We start from the raw sequence: 18,894 nt of genomic DNA, 5'->3' as shown, positions 1-18,894 counted from the left end.
ACCCGAATAAGAACAATAACGGAGTCACCCCACGATGCTGTCCACCCAGCCTCAGGCGCCTGCGCCTGCCCGTCGCCTGCACCCTCGTCCCTCTGCCATCGCCAGTGCCCTCGCCTTTATCGGCGTCGCCCCGCTGAGCCAGGCCGCGTTCATCGAAGACAGCACCGCCACCTTCGAAACACGCACCATGTACTTCAACCGCGATTTCCACAACGAGCCCAGCACCACGCAATCCAAGCGCGAGGAATGGGCCCAGGGCTTCATGCTCAACCTGGAATCGGGCTACACCGAAGGCACCGTCGGCTTCGGCGTCGACGCCCTGGGCATGCTCGGGGTCAAGCTCGACTCCGGCAAGGGCCGCACCGGCACCGGCCTGCTGCCGACCCATGACAACGGGCGCGCCGCCGACGAGTACTCCAAGCTCGGCCTGACCGGCAAGGTCAAGGTGTCGGCCACCGAGCTGAAGGTCGGTACGCTGATCCCGCAAACGCCCACCCTGCGCCCCAACGACGGGCGTATCCTGCCGCAGACGTTCGAGGGCGGGCTGCTGACCTCCCAGGAAATCAGGCACCTGACCTTCACCGGTGGCCGCCTTGAAAAGGTCAAGGACCGCAACGACACCAACAAGGAAGACATCGCCCTCAACAACAAGAACGGTCGCTTCCTGGGCACGGCCGAGGGCAACCATTTCGACATGGCCGGAGTGGACTACAAGCTCACCGACCGCATCACCGGCAGCTATCACTTCGCCCAGCTCGACGACGTGTACCGCCAGCACTTCGTCGGCCTGCTCGCGACCCAGCCGTTCGGCCCGGGCACCTTCGGCGCCGATGTGCGTGTGGCGTTCAGCGGCGACCAGGGCCAGGCCCGCGGCGGCAGGATCGACAACACCGCCTTTGGCAGCCTGTTCAGCTATGCCCTCGGCGGCCACAAGCTGAGCACCGGCTACCAGCGCCTGTCGGGCGACAGCGCCTTCCCCTACGTCGATGGCGCCGACCCCTACCTGGTCAACTTCGTGCAGATCAACGACTTCGCCCAGGCCGACGAGCGCTCCTGGCAAGTGCGCTACGACTACGACTTCGCCAAGCTCGGCGTACCCGGCCTGAGCTTCATGAGCCGCTACCTCAGTGGCGACAACGTCAGCCGCGCCGGCGGTGGCGAAGGCAAGGAGTGGGAGCGCAATACCGAATTCAAGTACGTGGTACAGAGCGGCGCCCTGAAGAACGTCGCCGTGCGCCTGCGTAACGCCACCTTCCGTTCCAACTTCTCCCGCGACGCCGACGAAGTGCGGCTGCTGGTGAGCTACAGCGTGGCGCTTTGGTAATCCGCCCATAACAACAATGTTCACGGAGACTGACGATGACTTTTTCACTGCGCAAGATCGCCCTGGCCACCGGCTGCCTGCTGCTGGCCGGCAACGTGCTGGCCGCCGAACCCAAACGCCCCGAGTGCATTGCTCCGGCCTCGCCCGGCGGCGGCTTTGACCTGACCTGCAAGCTGGTGCAGAGCGCGCTGCTCAACGAGAAGATCCTGAGCAAGCCGATGCGCGTCACCTACATGCCCGGCGGAGTCGGCGCGGTGGCCTACAACGCGGTGGTGGCCCAGCGCCCGGCCGACGCCGGCACGCTGGTGGCGTGGTCCAGCGGTTCGCTGCTGAACCTGGCCCAGGGCAAGTTCGGCCGCTTCGACGAGAACGCAGTGCGCTGGCTGGCAGCGGTAGGCACCAGCTACGGCGCCATCGCGGTGAAAAAGGACTCGCCCTACAAGACCCTCGATGACCTGGTGGCGGCACTGAAAAAAGACCCTGGCAAGGTGGTGATCGGCTCGGGCGGCACCGTTGGCAGCCAGGACTGGATGCAGACCGCACTGATTGCCAAGGCCGCCGGCATCAACCCGCGCGACCTGCGCTATGTGGCACTGGAAGGCGGTGGCGAGATTGCCACCGCATTGCTGGGCGGGCACATCCAGGTGGGCAGCACGGACATCTCCGACTCGATGCCGCACATCCAGAGCGGCGACATGCGCCTGCTGGCGGTGTTCTCCCCCGAACGCCTGGACGAGCCCGAGATGAAGGACATCCCTACCGCCAAGGAACAGGGCTACGACATCGTCTGGCCAGTAGTACGCGGGTTCTACCTGGGGCCGAAGGTGAGCGACGAGGACTACGCCTGGTGGAAGGCATCGTTCGACACGCTGCTGGCCTCGGATGAATTCGACAAGCTGCGTGACCAGCGCGAGCTGTTCCCGTTCGCCATGACCGGTGAAGCGCTGGACGTGTATGTGAAGCAGCAGGTAGCGGACTACAAGGCACTGGCCCAGGAATTCGGACTGATCCAGTAATCCATCGCTTCACCTGTAGGAGCCGGCCTTGCCGGCGGATCACCGCGGTCCCGCCAGGTCGGTGGCGCGTCATTCGCCGGCAAGGCCGGCTCCTACGGGTGCAGGTTTGCCCTTCGAGGATTCCCCCATGATCCTGCAACGCCTTTTCGCCCTGACCCTGCTGGCCGCCTGCGCCGCACTGGCCGTCATGGCCTGGCCCTACCAGGCCGCCTTCTCCTACGAACCGGTCGGCCCGCGCGCCTATCCGTTGCTGATGCTCGGCCTGATGGCCATCGCCCTGCTCTACCTGGCGATCCGTCCCACGCCCATCGTGCGCAAGGACGACGAACCAGAGCTGGACCGCGCCAGCCTGATCAAGATCGGCCTGTGCACCGGCCTGCTGCTGGTGTTCGCCGCCACCTTCGAATCCCTGGGCTTCATCCTCAGCAGCACGCTGATCGGCATCCCCATGGCGCGCCTGTACGGCGGACGCTGGCTGCCCAGTGCGGTCATCGTCGGATTGATGAGCATCGCCCTGTACCTGCTGTTCGACCGCGCCATGGATGTGCCCCTGCCCCTGGGCCTGCTCGACGTTCTGGAGAATTGACATGGATACTTTCAGCTACCTCGGCCAGGGCTTCGGCGTCGCCCTGAGCCCCTACAACCTGGTGACTGCACTGTGCGGCACCCTGATCGGTACGGTGGTCGGCCTGCTGCCGGGCCTGGGCCCGATCAACGGCGTGGCGCTGCTGATCCCCATCGCGTTCGCCCTGGGCCTGCCGCCGGAATCGGCGCTGATCCTGCTGGCCGCGGTGTACCTGGGCTGCGAATACGGCGGGCGCATCAGCTCGATCCTGCTCAACATCCCCGGTGAAGCCTCCACCGTGATGACCACCCTGGACGGCTACCCCATGGCTCGCCAGGGCCTGGCCGGGGTGGCGCTGTCGCTGTCGGCCTGGAGCTCGTTCATCGGTGCGTTCATCGCCACCTGCGGCATGGTGCTGTTCGCCCCGCTGCTGGCCAAGTGGGCGATCGCCTTCGGCCCGGCGGAGTATTTCGTGCTGATGGTGTTCGCCATCGTGGCGCTGGGCGGCATGGCCGGCGACAAGCCGCTCAAGACCTTCATCGCCGCCCTGATCGGGCTATTCCTTTCAGCCGTGGGCATCGACGCCAACAGCGGTGTGTACCGCTTCACCGGTGACAGCATCCACCTCACCGACGGCATCCAGTTCGTGGTGCTGGTGCTGGGCCTGTTCTCCATCAGCGAGATCCTGTTGCTGCTGGAAAAGACCCACCACGGGCACAAGGCCGTGGAAGCCACCGGACGCATGCTGTTCAACCTCAAGGAAGCCGCCTCGGTGTTCGTGGTGAACATCCGCTGCGGCCTGCTCGGCTTCTTCATGGGCGTGCTGCCCGGGGCCGGTGCGACCCTGGCCAGCGCCGTGGCGTACATGACCGAAAAACGCCTGGCCGGTGCCAGCGGCACCTTCGGCAAGGGTGACAAGCGCGGCCTGGCCGCTCCGGAAACTGCCATCGGCGCCTCCTGCTGCGGCGCCCTGGTGCCGATGCTGACCCTGGGCGTACCGGGCTCGGGTACCACGGCGGTGATGATCGGTGCCTTGAGCCTGTACAACATCACCCCCGGCCCGCTGCTGTTCGAACAGCAGCCGGATATCGTCTGGGGCCTGATCGCCTCGCTGTTCATCGCCAACATCATGCTGGTGATCCTCAACATCCCCATGGTGCGCCTGTTCACCCGCATCCTGTCGGTGCCCAACTGGGCGCTGGTGCCGGTGATCGCGATCATCACCGCGATCGGCGTGTATGCGGTGCATGCCACCACCTTCGACCTGTTCCTGATGATCGGCATCGGCATCTTCGGCTACATCCTGCGCAAGCTGGACTTCCCGCTGTCGCCGCTGCTGCTGGGCTTCATTCTCGGCGGGCTGATGGAGCAGAACCTGCGCCGGGCGCTGTCGATCTCCAACGGTGAACTGGAGATTCTGTGGGCCAGCCCGATCAGCCTTGGGGTGTGGGCGATGGTCGCGTTGATGCTGACCCTGCCGTTGCTGCGTATCTGGCGCCGCCGCAGCGCCCAGCGTCGTGCCCTGGCCGATGTCTGAATCCACCTTGCGCACCTGGTGGGCCACTCCACTGGTCGGCCTGGCCGGCGGATATCTCGCCAGCCTGGTCGGCTGGCCGCTGCCATGGATGGTCGGCTCGCTGCTGGCGGTGATTCTGGTGCGCTGCCTGACGCCCTGGCAGATCGGTGAAATACCCAACGGGCGCAAGTGCGGCCAGTGGATCATCGGCGTCGGCATCGGCCTGCACTTCACCCCCCAGGTGGTCGAACAGGTGGCCAGCCATTTCGGCTTGATCTTCTTCGGCGCGCTGATCACCAGCGTATCCAGCCTGATCGGCGTATGGCTGTTGCTGCGCACCGGTGAAGACCGGGCCACGGCGTTCTTTTCCAGCATGCCGGGCGGCTCGGGCGAGATGGTCAACCTGGGTGCACGCAACGGCGCAGTGCTCAGCCGCGTCGCCGCCGGGCAGAGCCTGCGGGTACTGGCGGTCGTGCTGTGCGTGCCCGCAGCGTTCAAGTTCCTGCTCGGCGACGGCGTACCGTTGAGCCATGCCGGCACGGTGGATGGTTACTGGCTGGCGTTGATCGCGCCGCTCGGGGTGCTGGCCGCACTGCTCTGGCAGCGCCTGCGCCAGCCCAACCCGTGGCTGTTCGGCCCGCTGCTGGTGGCCTCGAGCATCAGCATCGGCGCCAACCTGCACACCGGCCTGCCCGACGGCGCCAGCCAGCTCGGCCAGTGGCTGATCGGCAGCGGCCTGGGCTGTCACTTCAACCGCGCGTTCTTTCGTCGCGCGCCGTCATTTCTGGGCCGTACCCTGGTCGCCACGGCGCTGACCATGCTGCTGGCGGGCCTCGCGGCCTGGGCCTTGAGCGCGTTGACGGCGCTGGACCTGCGCTCGCTGACCCTGGGCATGATGCCCGGCGGCATCGCCGAAATGAGCCTGACCGCCGAAACCCTGCAACTGTCGGTACCGCTGGTGACCGCGCTGCAGGTGATGCGCCTGCTGTTCGTGCTGTTTCTGGCCGAGCCGTTGTTCCGGCACTGGGCGGGCGAACGAACATCCGCCAACCCCTGAAACGAGAAAAGGAAGCCGAGGCTTCCTTTTCTTTTCTACTGCTCGCCTGATCAGAAGCGATAGCTTGCGCCGAGGCTGAAGCTGTACGGCATCTCGATGTTCTTGCCGTTCATGTAGCCAGCCTCGCCGTACACCTGGAAGTCCTTGGCGACGGTCCAGGCAACCCCTGCGCCCAGCTCGGCGCGCGAACCGGACAGGTCGTTGTTGAACACGTTGTTGTTCACCTGCACCTGGTTGCGCTGTGCGAACTCATGGGCAAACGCAGCCTTCACATAGGGCTGGATCATGCTGTCGCCGTCCAGCGAGATGGTCTTGCCGAGCGTGGTACCGACCTTGCCCAGCAGCGAGCGGCTGACATCGCCATTGGCGTCGAAGCCGTTGTCCAGGGTGAAGTCCTTGCCGGCCACCGCCGCAGCGGCCACCTGGGCGAAGGGTTCGATGAAGTAGCCATCGTCGAGCTTGATGTGCTTGCCGACTTCGACCGAGGCGCTGATGCCGTGGGTGTCGTAGTCGCCCTTGGTGCGGGTGCCATCGCTCAGGCCGACCTTGGCGTCATTCTGGTAGCGGTTGTACTTGAGCACGCTGTCGACGTAATAGCCGCTCTCAGGGTCCATCCAGGTGGCGTAGCCGCCCACATAGTAGCTGTCGATGCTGCCCGAACTGCCGTAGCTCAGGTTCAGGTCCGAGCGGCTGTGGCCGGCCAGCAGGCCCAGGGTCCAGTTGCTTTCGCCCAGTTGCGCATCGGCCCCGAAGGTCAGCCCGCGCTGGTTCTGCTGGTACCCTACGCCCGACGAGGCGTCGGCAATGTTGTGCTGGTTGCCGTAGGCACGCATCCACACCCCGGCGTTCTTGCCCTGGTTGTAACGCAGCTCCCCCATGCGGCTGCGCAGCGAGGTCATTTCGCCGTAGGCGATGGTGATCGGGGTGTTGAACAGGGCCATGACCGTGCGGGTCATCGGGCTGATGGTGCGGGTTTCCCTGTCCAGGTACCAATCCTGATCGCCCTTTTGCACCAGCTTGTAGGAGTAGGCGCCCAGGTCTACCTGTTCACCCTGGTTGAGCAGGCTGAATTGCGCGTCGCCAGAGCCCATGTGCACCACTTTAAGGCTATCCAGGGAAGGGTCTGCGCCATTGGAGCCCATCAGCAGGCCATGGCTGCCGCTGGCGTTGCCAGTGACATTGAGGAAATCGGTGTTGCCATTGGAAAAGTCCGATGCCATGACGAAGGTGCCATTGCCCGAGAGGTTCTCGACGTTCAGACGATAGAACGTGGCGTTGTCGCCGAAGGTGACCTGGCCGCCGTTCATGGCCAGGTTGGCGACCGTGTTGTCTGCGTTCAGCGTCCAGTTGGAATTGTTGTTGATATTGACCTGCTGGACGTTTTCAAGGCGGCCAGTGAGCTGAGAGCTGTTGTTCAGGGTCACCGACGCCGTGCCACCACTTGCAGCCACCACATCGCCCGTAATGCGCGACTGGTCAAAGCGCAGGTTGGCGCTGCCCGTGTCGCTGACATTCACATTTCCGTTGAGCGTGGATTGAGTAAAGGTTGCCGTGGTCGCCCCGGCAGTGGCGACATCACCTTCTAGCGATGAAGACGCGACAGTGAGGTCAGTTGTGGTGCCGATGGCCGTATCGAGAATCACCCCATTGCCGGCTGTAAGCGTCGAGCCATTGAGTACTTCGATGATCGCGGTGGCATTCGAAGCGACCTGGATGGCTGGGCCATTTACGCCCCTGACCACGCTGTTGTTCAATCTCAGCACCGGAGCGTCAGGCCTGGCCGCACCTTCGCGGCTCATGCGCACGCCGGCATTCTGGCCAGTAATTGTACTACCAGTCACATTGGCTTCTGCGCCGAGCAGACGCAGGCCATGAGCATTGGGGCCCGTCCCTGTCACATTCGAATCCACAAGATTCAGCACACTGCCGGCAGTCGCCTGCGCCCCCGTGGTGGCACCGGTGATCTGACTGTTGGTCACCGTGGCAGTGGAACCGACGCCACTACCGTGTACCAACAACAAGCCGAAGTTGCTGGAGCTGGTGATGGAAGCATTGGCAATCGTGGCCTGGCTATCAGCCAGTTCTATACCACGGCCGGTCGCTGTCACTGTTCCGCTTAGAATATTCAAGCCAGAGCGGTTGAGTCGCAGACCGAAAGTCTGTGCACTATCGACGATCAACAGTGATTGATTCACCAGTTGGTAATCGGTCGGTGCATCCAGTGAAGTAATGGTGAGTGTCTGGTTATCCAGCACCACCGCAAAGATCTGAGGGCTGACCAGTGTCATCGACAGTGCCGTGGCCCACTGAGTAACAGCAATTATTTTTTTAAATGGTGTAATAATAAGCGTGCTCGTGCGCATATCCGAATTCCTGTTTATTTCAGTAATCAGAAGCCGGCAAGTCACTCCCCTACCAGCTCTATCAGAAGCGCCGCATCCTACGCAAAATAACCTAGTCTTTTATGTAGGAATTTTCGACATCAACAGCTGGATTCATTGATACGCTCATGAGTCGAGGCCGTCGCACTACGACGGCCTCGAATTCATTCACCGTTACGCGTTACCCCATGCTGAACAAGCAACGCCCCCTTCGTTTGTGCTGTAGCGCACCATTGTTTTTGGCGAAACACCGGTGACGGTGCCGCGAATAAGTGTGAAGTTACAAACAATCGCGCCTTCGTTTAGGTTTGGGACATGCGGAGGTTTACCCGGTAACGGCGGAAGGTCCTCGCCAAAAATACGCGGCTGATAAGGGACGGTGAAGCTGACTGTCCTGGCCGCCGCCCCCGCCGGCACGCGCACATCCATCTCGAATAGGGTCGACGGCGCTTCTACCGTGGCGAGAGCGTCACGGTAAAATACCCAGTTCAAACGAATGATATCGCCGGCCAGCACTTCCCCAGCCGCAAACCTGATTTTGAGTTTTACCCCGTTCCACGGTTTGGTCAGACAGTTCAGGATACCCGTATCACGAATGGCCGACCCGGGACGTTTGTTTTGTTTGGCGGCAGGAATAGTGCCGTAGTCATACTCGATGTAGTTACCCACTGCGACGGTATTGGCAGTGACGTTGACGTCCGTATCCACCGATTGCTGATAGTTTGTCGTCGTCGAATTTTCAAAAACCTGGTACATCGTCGGGAAGGTACCATTGCCCAGTGCCTTGATCGTTTCCCATGGGAGTTCTACCGAGACAATATCACCCTCCGCCTCCGTCGAGATGGTGAGTGGTGCATTGGTACCCGTGACTTCGACGCCGTTGTAGAAAAAGTGAACAATATGGCCGGCGGCGGCTCCTTCATAAACGGTAAATCGAATATTTGCCGGCTTATCGGCATCGGCTGTAGTAATCTCATTCTCCGGGCTGGTCCCTGCACCCCCGAACACCGTCAGTTTGGTCAGCTCAGGGTTAACCGGTCCTGGCTCCTCCGGGTTGATCGGCCCAACCACGCGCAGATCCACCGGCACATTATTAATGGGCGAAGGGCCGACAATATCCGTACCGCGTAGCACCTTGTAGGTCACTTTCGCGGTATACACACCCCGCGGATCCGGGTTAGCCAGGATGCTCCACCCGACACTGGTGGTACCGACGGAGTACTTGAACAACGGCAACGTGATCGAACCATTGGACGACTCCAGGGTGACTTCGATGTCATCGTTGGGGTTGGAGTTGTCATAGGATGGAATATTGATTGCTACACCCCGACGAGCATCCTCGCGGTCGATTGGGCTTTGCGGTACCAAGGGTGCTTGAAGCCTGGCGGGCCGAGGCGCGAGTTGAATCGAGATAGGCCGCACCCGTGACGTGCCCGAGGAAAGGCCAGTGCGATCCTTCAACTTGAAAACCAGTTGCTTGGGGCCAGCACCCAATGCCAACAGAGCGGCAGAGGATACAGGAACGCCTAGCGCACGCTCCGGGTCTCCCTCCGGCCAGAGCACGCCCTCATAAATGATGATATCCGTGCCAAACTCGTACACCTGGATGGTGTCCCCCTCCCACGCGGCCGGGTAATCCGGTACGGGCAGGGTGACAGTCGTGTTGGCATCCAGGTATTCCTTGCTGATTACACCTGGCTCAGTAATCCCCGCTGGCAGCCCCAGCGGTTGCGGATCGACGTTCGGCGAGGGTGGGGTACGGTCGATATAAAAAAGTTGCTCGAGCGATTCATTACGGTTACCCACACCATTGTTGGTCACAAAGTAACTGATGGAATTAATGCCAGACGCCAACTTTTCGAGCATGCGCGGCGTCAACTGAACATCGATCGGAAACGCCTGACCTTCATCGATAGGGAACGGCAGACTGAAAGGCGTCTCACCATTTTTTTCATAGTCCCAATCCTTACCATTGAGAATCAGACGAACCTCATCATCACTTTCACCTTCATACTGCTCGTCCTCTGTGGTTCGCTCCCACTTCGGGATTTGAAGTGTCACGTAATTGTTCTGGTCATTGGTTTCCAGATAAGCATCCGCCTTCAACGTATTGGAGCGCCCATCATTGATTTCATCCAACACCCCGTTGGCAAATTTGAACTCGTCTGCCAGCCCCCCCACCCCCATCACGCCAAATGAGCTTAGCCCGGGTTTTACAACGACTCCCACCTTGCTACCGCCTGATTTTTCACGCTCAGCGCGAATTTTTTCATTACGCGCATCCAGTTCGGCTCTTTGCGCAGCCGCAACCTGCAACTGCTCGTCACGAGTCAGTACTTCCTTGCCAACACCTTTGACATCTTCAATTGTGCCCATGATAATCTCCACCCACGAAGGAAATGATCTGCGACCCCACGACTAAAGGCGTCGCTATTTAACCCCAACACCAACTGAGTATTGAAGCGCGTCACACTACCAAAGCGTTGTTGCGCACTGCACACACAGCAACGCCCCTTGCCTTTACCTAGACAAATGCCTGTGTAAATTTCACACTAGAACTAAAAACTCTGCACACCGAGAATGCACAATGTGCCATTTAATTAACGCAGCTAATTCACCACACACATTGTTCCACCGCCCCTGACCAAGGAAACACCGTAACAACTGCTCAGTGATTCGCCCCATCGCCCATCAGGCTTGCGCACTCTGTAGCCCACCCACACCGACCCTTCCAGCAAGGTCGGCGGCACACCCTCTATCGGCTTCCTAAGTTCATCTACAATCAGCGACTGAATACGGTCCATGCGTAAATCAATACCGTTGATCAAATACTCAGGTTTATCGACGTCGAACGGTGGAAAAAAATAAACCGGGGAAATTGGCGTTTGACCATTCAATGATCGGCACATCTGCCAACTCAATTCGATGCGGTCGTTCAGGGCCAGATTGGCTTGCCCGCCGGGCACGTGAAACAGCAAGGCATCGCGATACTTGTCTGGCTGTTTGACTGACGTTTTTTTCACTAGGATGGATTCGCAATTGATCCACCCCCACAAGCTGACATGAGGTGGGTCCGCCACCAGTTCCTCGAACGTACCGAGACTGCCGTCTATCACGTCGACCGGTGTAATCGGCGCACGCTGGCGATTGACGCCATTGAAGGTGGTGTAGAAGACAGGCACTGAGCCAAAACCGCCCTGGCGTACCACCTCGTAATCAACCGGTGTGAACCTTACCACCTGACCCGCCACGTCTCCTGACTTCACCATGTAGGTGGCCACAACACGACCCAAAGCCCCCCAATACAACTCGAGAATTTCACCCGCATGCGGCATTTCGTATAAAGGCACCTCTACAGTCACAGGCAGGTCTACATCGCCCAGGCCAAGCTGGTTGTCGCCGCCCACTCCCTTGATCACGACACGCTTCAGCCGAGGGTTCTCAGGGGCTGGCCCGATGGGATCAGGACCTGCTACGCGCAAGTCGAGCCAGACATCCACATAGGGCGAATCGAGGGGGGCGCCAGACCGAATCCCCGTGTAGTAAACACGGCGCTGAACAGGCCCGACAAAACCGTCTTGGGTGATGACCAGCCAGGGCACGGGCACATCGATGGGCCAGGCCTGGTTTTCCCCCACCGTGACTGGTTGCAGGGCGTGGCCGTTCCAGTACGCCTGTAATACATCGCCTGGAAGAGCTGCCTCGATGAAGGGAATACGCACCTTAACGGGCTGGCGCGCGTCCTCCAGGTCTACCAGCCCATCGGCGGCGAGTGGCACAGACGGTGGTGGCAACTGAATGCCTCCACCAAGGCTGACCTTTACTGGCAGCAGGATCGAAGGTGGCCCGATGTTGCCAGTGCGGTCTTTGAGCCGACAGAACAACCTGTAGAAACCGTTTTTCAAGCGCTCTGCTGGGATAGAGGCAGGAAAGGGATCAAGCATCTTGTTGGCGACATCAACCTTTTGTATAGCAATCGGCTCGCTGGGGCTGCCCACTTCATCGACTGGCACCAGGAACAGCAATACCTCATCATCGAGGCGGACATCAGTCCATCGGTCCAGAAAAAAGATGGCGCGCTGATCATTGAGGTCCAGATAGGCCTGGTCGATGACAGCAACATTCTTGTCAGGCCCCAGCAGTGGGCAGGGGTTCTGGAAGTTAGGTGCAGTTCTGTCGATTCGGATCAGTTGAGGATCCGCTGTACTCTTGTTGTCGATGTATTTGATCCAACGTCTGTAGCTGACCCTTGCGACCCCCTCCGCCTGTAACAAGAACTGAGGCATCTCCAGTACCAACGGGAAAAGACCGGCAGGGTCCTTGACCATTGTCTTTGTAACGGGCTCGCCGATCTCTTCGCCATTCCAGAGCGCCTGAAAGACAACTTCAGGAGGCGAGTAACCCTTGTCGACCAGATCTGCGTACTCAGTTTCGTAGTAGCCCCACTTGTCAATCTCTAACCGCAACCGCGATGTTTGCGCGGCTTGGGACAACGTGGGGACGCCCTCCTCATCCGCACGCAACTCCATCAGGCCTAGAACACGCACAACCTGAAGCGCCAGTGTATTCTCACCATCGGTATCGGCAGCGGTGAGGCCGGCCGCACCTTGGTCCTGTGTAATTTTTGTCATTACTGCCCCTACCTGAATAGATCCAAGAGCAACAGTGCTGGCGGGTGCCAACTGAACGGGTCTTGGATCAAATCTAAGGCAAGGCCAGACTTCGCGAAACTGACAGAAATACTAGGTCTTCACGCCCCCAGCGCCGGTAGCGCCCACTGCACCGGCGCCAGCCCGTGCTGTTCCAGAAACTTGTTGGCCCGGCTGAAATGCCCGCAGCCGATGAAGCCACGGTAGGCCGACAACGGTGAAGGATGCACCGACTTGAGCACCAGATGCTTGGTACCGTCGATCAGCACAGACTTGCTCTGGGCATGCTTGCCCCACAACAGGAACACGGTGGCGGGCTGGCGCTCACTGACCAGCTGGATGATGCGGTCGGTGAACGACTCCCAGCCTTTTTTGGCATGCGACGCGGCAATCGAGCGCTCCACGGTCATGGTGGTATTGAGCAGCAGCACGCCCTGTTCGGCCCAGCTCTGCAGGTAGCCGTGGTTCGGGATCGGGATGTTCAGGTCGCGCTGCAACTCCTTGTAGATGTTCACCAGCGACGGCGGCGCGGGCACCCCAGGCTGCACCGAGAAGCACAGGCCGTGTGCCTGGCCCGGGCCGTGGTAGGGGTCCTGCCCCAGAATCACCACTTTGACCTGGTCCAGCGGTGTGGAGTTGAGCGCATTGAAGATCAGCGGCCCCGGGGGATAGATCTCCTTGCCGGCCGCATATTCCTGACGCAGGAACTCACGCAGTTGCTGCATGTAGGGCTGTTCGAATTCGCCGCGCAGAGCGTCTTTCCAGCTCGGTTCGAGTTTGATGCGGTCATCGTTGGTCATGGGCACTCCCGTAGGCAATGGGGGCGGACACTAGGAAAGCTGCCAGCGCTTGTCAATCGATCCGACCGGCGACCGGCATGATCGCTGACAGTAGCCATACTTGTCGGGATAACCGCAGTGAGGTGGCCCATGGCCGTAGCGTTCGAAGTACTCACCGGCGTCGATGGCGCCCGCATCGGCGTTGCCAGCCTGGATGCGCCCCAGTCGCTCAACGCCCTGTCGTTGCCGATGATCGAGCAGTTGAGCACCCACCTGCAAAGCTGGGCCAAGGATGACGGCATCGTCTGCGTGCTGCTGCGCGGGCTGGGTGACCGGGCGTTCTGCGCGGGGGGCGATGTGCGCAGTCTTGTGGAGGCGTGCCGCGCACAGCCTGGTGAAGTGCCGCCGCTGGCGGCGCGTTTCTTCGCCGCCGAGTACCGGCTCGACTATGACCTGCACCATTACCCCAAGCCTCTGCTGTGCTGGGGGCACGGGCATGTGCTGGGCGGCGGCATGGGCCTGCTGCAGGCCAGCACGGTACGCATCGTGACCCCGAGCAGCCGCCTGGCGATGCCGGAAATCAGTATCGGCCTGTACCCGGACGTGGGCGCCAGCTGGTTTCTGAACCGGCTGCCAGGGCGTCTCGGCCTGTTCCTTGGGCTGACTGGCGCGCCGATCAATGCACGCGATGCACTGGACCTGGGCCTGGCGGACCGCTTCATGGGCGAAAACCAGCAGGACGAGCTGATTGAAGGGCTGTTGCAACTGAACTGGCAGGAGCAGACCGCGATGCAGCTCAACAGCCTGCTCAAGGCGTTGCAGCAGCAGGCGCTGGCCGAGTTGCCGCCGGCCCGATGGCTGCCACGCCGGGCGCAGATCGACGCGCTGCTCGACGTCAGCGACCCGGCCTGTGCCTGGCGGGCGATTGCACAGTGGCGCATGCACGACGACGAGGTCCTGGCCAAGGCGGCACGCACCCTCACCGAAGGCTGCCCGCTGACCGCGCACCTGGTGTGGCAGCAGATCGCGCGGGCGCGCTACCTGTCGCTGGGGCAGGTGCTGCAGATGGAATATGCGATGAGCCTGAACTGCTGCCGGCATCCGGAGTTCAGCGAAGGGGTACGCGCGCGCCTGGTGGACAAGGACCAGACGCCGCATTGGCATTGGCAGGAAGTTGCTCAGGTCCCCCAGGCAGTGGTGCAGGCGCACTTCAGCAAGGCATGGGAGGGGCGGCATCCGCTGGCTGACCTTGTGTGAAGCCAGCGAATGCGATGTTCACCGGTGCGAGTTGCGATCGCCCCAGCCGTTGTCGCTGCGACCCCGGTCACGCCCATGATCGCGCCCATGGTCATTGTCCCGCCCCTGATGCCACTGCTGCCCCTGACCATAGCGCGGGTTCTGGTAGTAACGCCCTGGGGCGGGGCGCACATTGTAGTAGCCATGCCCCGGTACCGGGCGGTACTGAGGCACGGGCGCCGGGCGGTAGTAACGCGGCGCGGGGGCGTAATAGCGAGGCTGCGGCACCACGTAGTACCCCCTGTTATAGGGATAACCACGGTCGTAACCACGGTATTCATAGCGGTCCACGGTGTACACATCACTGCGGTAGTAGCCCTGGCCACCGTAATACGGAGCACAGGCGGTGGTCAGCACACCCAGCACAACAATCAGCAAAAGTCGGCGATACATGGCGGCCTCCCGGACCGCTGAACTGCACATCCCAGCGGCGCTGGTCGGCGTCGATCGGCAAGCGTTCATCGACATAGGCTAAGACCACCGAATCGACGTGCCGTGCGTTTTTTGAAATAAATTGTGACAAGGCCGATACCCCTGAAAATCGTCCAGTTATTTTCTGCGCGCCCCTCTAGAATAAGACGCATCGGTACCCGCCACGGATCTGCCATGCCGCTTCGTTACGCCCTGTTCTCGCAACGCTCGTTGATGCTGGCATTGCTGTTGTTGCTTGGCTGCGGCTTTCTGGCCACGTCGCTGCTCAGCTACTTTGCCTCGCGCAGCGAGATCCGCGACAACATCATCAACACCGAGCTGCCGCTGACCTCCGATACCGTCTACTCCGAAATCCAGCGGGACCTGGTGCGCCCGGTGGTGATCGCCTCGATGATGGCCCAGAACACCTTCCTGCGTGACTGGGCCCTGGCCGGCGAACAGGACCCGATGCCCATCACCCGCTACCTCAATGAAGTGATGGCGCATCAGAATGCCTACACGGCGTTTTTTGTCTCCGAGGCCAGCGGCATCTACTACCAGGCCAAGGGCGTACTCAAGCATGTCGACCCGCGCACCGAGCGTGACCGCTGGTACGCACGCGTCAAGGCGATGGACACGCCCTACGAGATCAACGTCGACCTGGACATGGCCAACCAGGACAAGCCCACCGTCTTCATCAACTACAAGGTGTTCGACTACCAGGGCAGGTTCATCGGCGCGGCTGGCGTCGGGCTGACGGTCGAAGCGGTGATCAGGCGCCTGAGCGACTACCAGTTGCGCTATCAGCGTACGGTGTATTTCGTCGATGCCAGCGGTCGCATCGTGCTCACCGGGTCTGCCGGCGGCCCCGAAGGCGTACACAGCGGGCTCACGCTGCGCGAGGTGCCAGCGCTGGCCGACCTGCAGCAGAAAATGCCCGTGCCGGTGGAGGGCAACCGCGAATACAACCATGATGGGCACAGCCACTTTCTCAATGTGCGCCTGATCCCCGAGCTCGACTGGTACCTGTTCGTCGACAAGCGCGACGGCACGGCCCTGGACAGTGCACGCCAGTCGCTGTACATGAACCTGGTGATCTGCGCGATGATCACCCTGGTGGTGCTGTCGCTGCTCAATGCGATGATCCGTCGCCATCAGGACAACATCCAGACCCTGGCAACAATCGACAGCCTGACCGGCCTGCCCAACCGACGCGCCTTCGACCTGCTGGCGGCACAGGCCCTGCTCGACACCGAGCGCGAGCCCATGCCACTGGTGGCACTGCTGCTCGACCTGGACCACTTCAAGGTCCTCAACGATACCCACGGCCATCTGGCCGGCGACGAAGTGCTGCGTCAGTTCGCGCGCATCCTGGAAAGCTGCCTGCGCCATACCGACATCATCTGTCGTTGGGGCGGCGAGGAGTTTCTCGTGCTGCTCAAGAACACCGACGCCGACGCCGCACGGGCGGTTGCCGAAAAGATTCGCCTGCGCACCGAGCAACTGGCCTTCGGCTATGCCGACAAGGTGCTCGACCTGACCGTGAGCATCGGCTTGAGCGCCCATCGGTCCGACGATACCTTGCACACCCTGATCGCCCGCGCCGATGATGCGCTGTACCGCGCCAAACAGGGTGGACGCAATCGCGTCTGCTCGGAACTGTAAAACGTCGCCCCCGGTAGCCACCACCATGAACGATACCCGCCTGTGCCCCGCCTGCGGCGCCAGCAACCAGTGCAGCCTCGCCGACCCGCGCAGCGCCACCCAGGCCTGCTGGTGCTACAGCGTGCAGATCGATCCCAGCGTGCTCGAAGCGCTGCCGGCGCATTTGCGCAACAGTGCCTGCCTGTGCCCGCGATGCGCCCAGGTCGATGCCCGATTGCAGGCAGCCAAGCCTGCGCCGAACCGTTAGACTGCGCGCCCACCTCTGTACGCCCAACCGCCATGCGCCTCGACCGTTTTCTCAGCAACTTGCCATGTTTCAACCGCCAGCAGGTGCGCCTGCTGCTGGTGCAACGACGGGTGCGGGTGGATGGCGTGGCCATCGCCGACCCGCACCATGAGGTACGCGAGTTCAGCCGTGTCGAGGTCGACCAGCAGGTGCTGCAAGCCGGGCGTGCACCGCGCTACCTGATGCTGCACAAGCCGATGGGTTGCGTCAGCGCCACCGTCGACCCGCAGCACCGCACCGTGCTCGACCTGCTCGACGAACCCGACCGGAACGACCTGCACATCGCCGGGCGCCTGGACTTCAACACCACCGGGTTGCTGCTGCTGACCAACGATGGCCAGTGGTCACGTCGCCTGACCCAGCCCAAGACAGGGCTGGCGAAAACCTACTACGTCGAGACCGAGCAGCCGATCACCGACGCCTATGCGCCAACCTTTGGCCAGGGCATCTACTTCGCCTTCGAAAACCTCACCACCCTCCCCGCCGAGCTCACCCTGCTGGGCAGCCACAGCGCGCGCCTGAGCATCGTCGAGGGGCGCTATCACCAGGTCAAACGCATGTTCGGCTTCTTCGACAACAAGGTCACGCGCCTGCACCGCGAGCGCATGGGCCCGCTGCACCTGGACCCGCAGCTGGCCCCGGGGCAATACCGTGCGCTGAGCCAGGATGAAATCCTGGCCATCTGACGCCACGACCGCTCGGCAAAAAAATCATCGATTGCGCCAACGGCACTTGCGGGTTGGCCGGGCGCCTGCTTGAATCCAACCGTCAGTCTGCATGTGACCAATCGGTCACGAACGCAGTCCAAGGCACCTTTCTGCAGGTGACCGGCGCCCCGAAGCGCTGGCGTCCGGCAGATTGCCCACCTAACAACAATACCCGTCGACCAGCCGGCAACGGATCGACACAGGGCCCCTCGTTTCATTTCAAGGCGTATGCCTACCTGTCATGAAGACCGGGCAAGCTTGCTTGCACGGATACCCTTTTTGCGCCAGGAGTCGATGACATGAGGCCAGAAATTGCTGTGCTGGATATACAGGGTCAGTACCGGGTTTACACGGAGTTCTATCGCGCGGACGCCGCAGAGAAGACGATCATCCTGATCAACGGCTCGCTCGCCACCACAGCGTCTTTCGCCCAGACGGTGCGCAACCTGCATCCGCAGTTCAACGTCGTGCTGTACGACCAGCCCTACTCGGGCAAGTCCCGGGCACACAACCGCAACGACCACCTGCTGACCAAGGAAACCGAAGGCCGGATCCTTCTGGAACTGATCGACCACTTCGCCGCCGACCACCTGATGTCGTTTTCATGGGGCGGTGCCTGCACCCTGCTGGCACTGGCCAGCAAGCCGCGGCGCATTCGCAAGGCCGTGGTCAGCTCGTTCTCGCCGGTGATCAACGAACCGATGCGCGACTACCTGGAGCGCGGCTCGCACTACCTGCGCACCTGCGACCGCCAGCAGATGGGCAAACTGGTCAACGACACCATCGGCAAGCACCTGCCCTCGCTGTTCAAGCGTTTCAATCATCGCCACGTCAGCAGCCTGGCCGAGCATGAGTATGCGCAGATGCACTTCCACATCCATCAGGTGCTGGATCACGACCTTGGGCGGGCCCTGCGGGCCGCACAGGCGATCGACATTCCGGTGCTGTTCATGAACGGTGAATGGGACGAATACACCACTGCCCACGACGCCCGGCAATTTTCCCGGCACGTGCGCCACAGCCACTTCAGGCCGATTCGCAGCGCCGGCCATTTCCTGGACATGGAACACAAGGCGGCCTGCCGCGACACCCGCGAGGTGCTGCTGGAGTTTCTAGGCCCGCAACCGCGTGAAACGCGCTCCCCGTATCACTTCGTGCACGGCCAGCATGCGCAGGCCATCTGAGTGGTCGCGGCCAGTGTAGCGCCGGTGTGCAGCAGACCGGCGCTACGGCTCGCGAGCC

At 61.6% G+C, this 18,894-nt stretch carries 15 protein-coding genes; 10 read left to right on the top strand and 5 right to left on the bottom strand.

Annotation, left to right across the window (positions count from 1 at the left end; genetic code table 11):
- The first annotated feature begins 34 nt into the window (after positions 1-34).
- The 5 genes from DN387_RS01570 (at position 35) to DN387_RS01550 (ending at position 5,478) form a co-directional block, all read left to right on the top strand.
- Entirely contained in the window at positions 35-1,324 is a 1,290-nt protein-coding gene (locus DN387_RS01570) for an OprD family porin (protein WP_054914778.1), read from the top strand.
- A gap of 35 nt (positions 1,325-1,359) precedes the next feature.
- Positions 1,360-2,340 carry a tripartite tricarboxylate transporter substrate binding protein gene (locus DN387_RS01565; protein ID WP_043860094.1) on the top strand — a complete coding sequence of 327 codons (981 nt, stop codon included), beginning with the start codon at positions 1,360-1,362 and terminating at the stop codon, positions 2,338-2,340.
- 127 nt (positions 2,341-2,467) lie between these two features.
- On the top strand, positions 2,468-2,926 hold the full coding sequence (locus tag DN387_RS01560) for a tripartite tricarboxylate transporter TctB family protein (protein ID WP_043860093.1): 459 nt from the start codon (positions 2,468-2,470) through the stop codon (positions 2,924-2,926).
- 1 nt (position 2,927) lies between these two features.
- Positions 2,928-4,442: a tripartite tricarboxylate transporter permease gene (locus DN387_RS01555; RefSeq protein ID WP_043860092.1), complete on the top strand. Its 1,515-nt coding sequence runs from the start codon at positions 2,928-2,930 to the stop codon at positions 4,440-4,442.
- A complete protein-coding gene (locus tag DN387_RS01550; RefSeq protein ID WP_043860091.1) occupies positions 4,435-5,478 on the top strand; it encodes an AbrB family transcriptional regulator in 1,044 nt (347 codons plus the stop codon). The genes DN387_RS01555 and DN387_RS01550 overlap by 8 nt, the downstream gene beginning before the upstream one ends.
- Positions 5,479-5,528: 50 nt before the next feature.
- Here DN387_RS01550 and DN387_RS01545 read toward each other — a convergent pair whose 3' ends face one another.
- The 4 genes from DN387_RS01545 to ung all read right to left on the bottom strand — a co-directional run bounded on the left by DN387_RS01545 (position 5,529) and on the right by ung (position 13,308).
- Complete coding sequence (locus DN387_RS01545) at positions 5,529-7,319, bottom strand: autotransporter outer membrane beta-barrel domain-containing protein (RefSeq protein ID WP_236171646.1); 1,791 nt, start codon at positions 7,317-7,319, stop codon at positions 5,529-5,531.
- Between the two features lie 714 nt (positions 7,320-8,033).
- Entirely contained in the window at positions 8,034-10,235 is a 2,202-nt protein-coding gene (locus DN387_RS01540) for a hypothetical protein (RefSeq protein ID WP_043860090.1), read from the bottom strand.
- 233 nt (positions 10,236-10,468) lie between these two features.
- Positions 10,469-12,490: a hypothetical protein gene (locus DN387_RS01535; protein WP_054914780.1), complete on the bottom strand. Its 2,022-nt coding sequence runs from the start codon at positions 12,488-12,490 to the stop codon at positions 10,469-10,471.
- A gap of 119 nt (positions 12,491-12,609) precedes the next feature.
- The gene (gene ung / locus DN387_RS01530; protein ID WP_054914781.1) at positions 12,610-13,308 is read right to left on the bottom strand and encodes a uracil-DNA glycosylase; all 699 of its coding nucleotides are present in this window, start codon (positions 13,306-13,308) and stop codon (positions 12,610-12,612) included.
- Positions 13,309-13,437: 129 nt separating this feature from the next.
- On the opposite strand from ung, the gene DN387_RS01525 reads away from it, so the two are divergent.
- Positions 13,438-14,544, top strand: coding sequence for an enoyl-CoA hydratase/isomerase family protein (locus DN387_RS01525; RefSeq protein WP_043860088.1), 1,107 nt, complete (start codon positions 13,438-13,440; stop codon positions 14,542-14,544).
- A gap of 18 nt (positions 14,545-14,562) precedes the next feature.
- Here DN387_RS01525 and DN387_RS01520 read toward each other — a convergent pair whose 3' ends face one another.
- Entirely contained in the window at positions 14,563-14,976 is a 414-nt protein-coding gene (locus DN387_RS01520) for a hypothetical protein (protein ID WP_054914782.1), read from the bottom strand.
- A gap of 213 nt (positions 14,977-15,189) precedes the next feature.
- On the opposite strand from DN387_RS01520, the gene DN387_RS01515 reads away from it, so the two are divergent.
- The 4 genes from DN387_RS01515 to DN387_RS01500 all read left to right on the top strand — a co-directional run bounded on the left by DN387_RS01515 (position 15,190) and on the right by DN387_RS01500 (position 18,836).
- On the top strand, positions 15,190-16,659 hold the full coding sequence (locus DN387_RS01515; protein WP_043860086.1) for a sensor domain-containing diguanylate cyclase: 1,470 nt from the start codon (positions 15,190-15,192) through the stop codon (positions 16,657-16,659).
- A gap of 25 nt (positions 16,660-16,684) precedes the next feature.
- Entirely contained in the window at positions 16,685-16,906 is a 222-nt protein-coding gene (locus DN387_RS01510; protein ID WP_043860085.1) for a cysteine-rich CWC family protein, read from the top strand.
- 32 nt (positions 16,907-16,938) lie between these two features.
- A complete protein-coding gene (locus DN387_RS01505; protein WP_043860084.1) occupies positions 16,939-17,631 on the top strand; it encodes a pseudouridine synthase in 693 nt (230 codons plus the stop codon).
- Between the two features lie 320 nt (positions 17,632-17,951).
- Positions 17,952-18,836: an alpha/beta fold hydrolase gene (locus DN387_RS01500; RefSeq protein WP_043860083.1), complete on the top strand. Its 885-nt coding sequence runs from the start codon at positions 17,952-17,954 to the stop codon at positions 18,834-18,836.
- The last annotated feature ends 58 nt before the right edge of the window (positions 18,837-18,894 follow it).

It is taken from the genome of Pseudomonas sp. FBF18 (genome assembly GCF_024261405.1).
Lineage (GTDB): Bacteria > Pseudomonadota > Gammaproteobacteria > Pseudomonadales > Pseudomonadaceae > Aquipseudomonas > Aquipseudomonas palmensis.
Note: the sequence above shows the minus strand (reverse complement) of the source record. Positions and strands in the feature narration are given on the sequence as shown.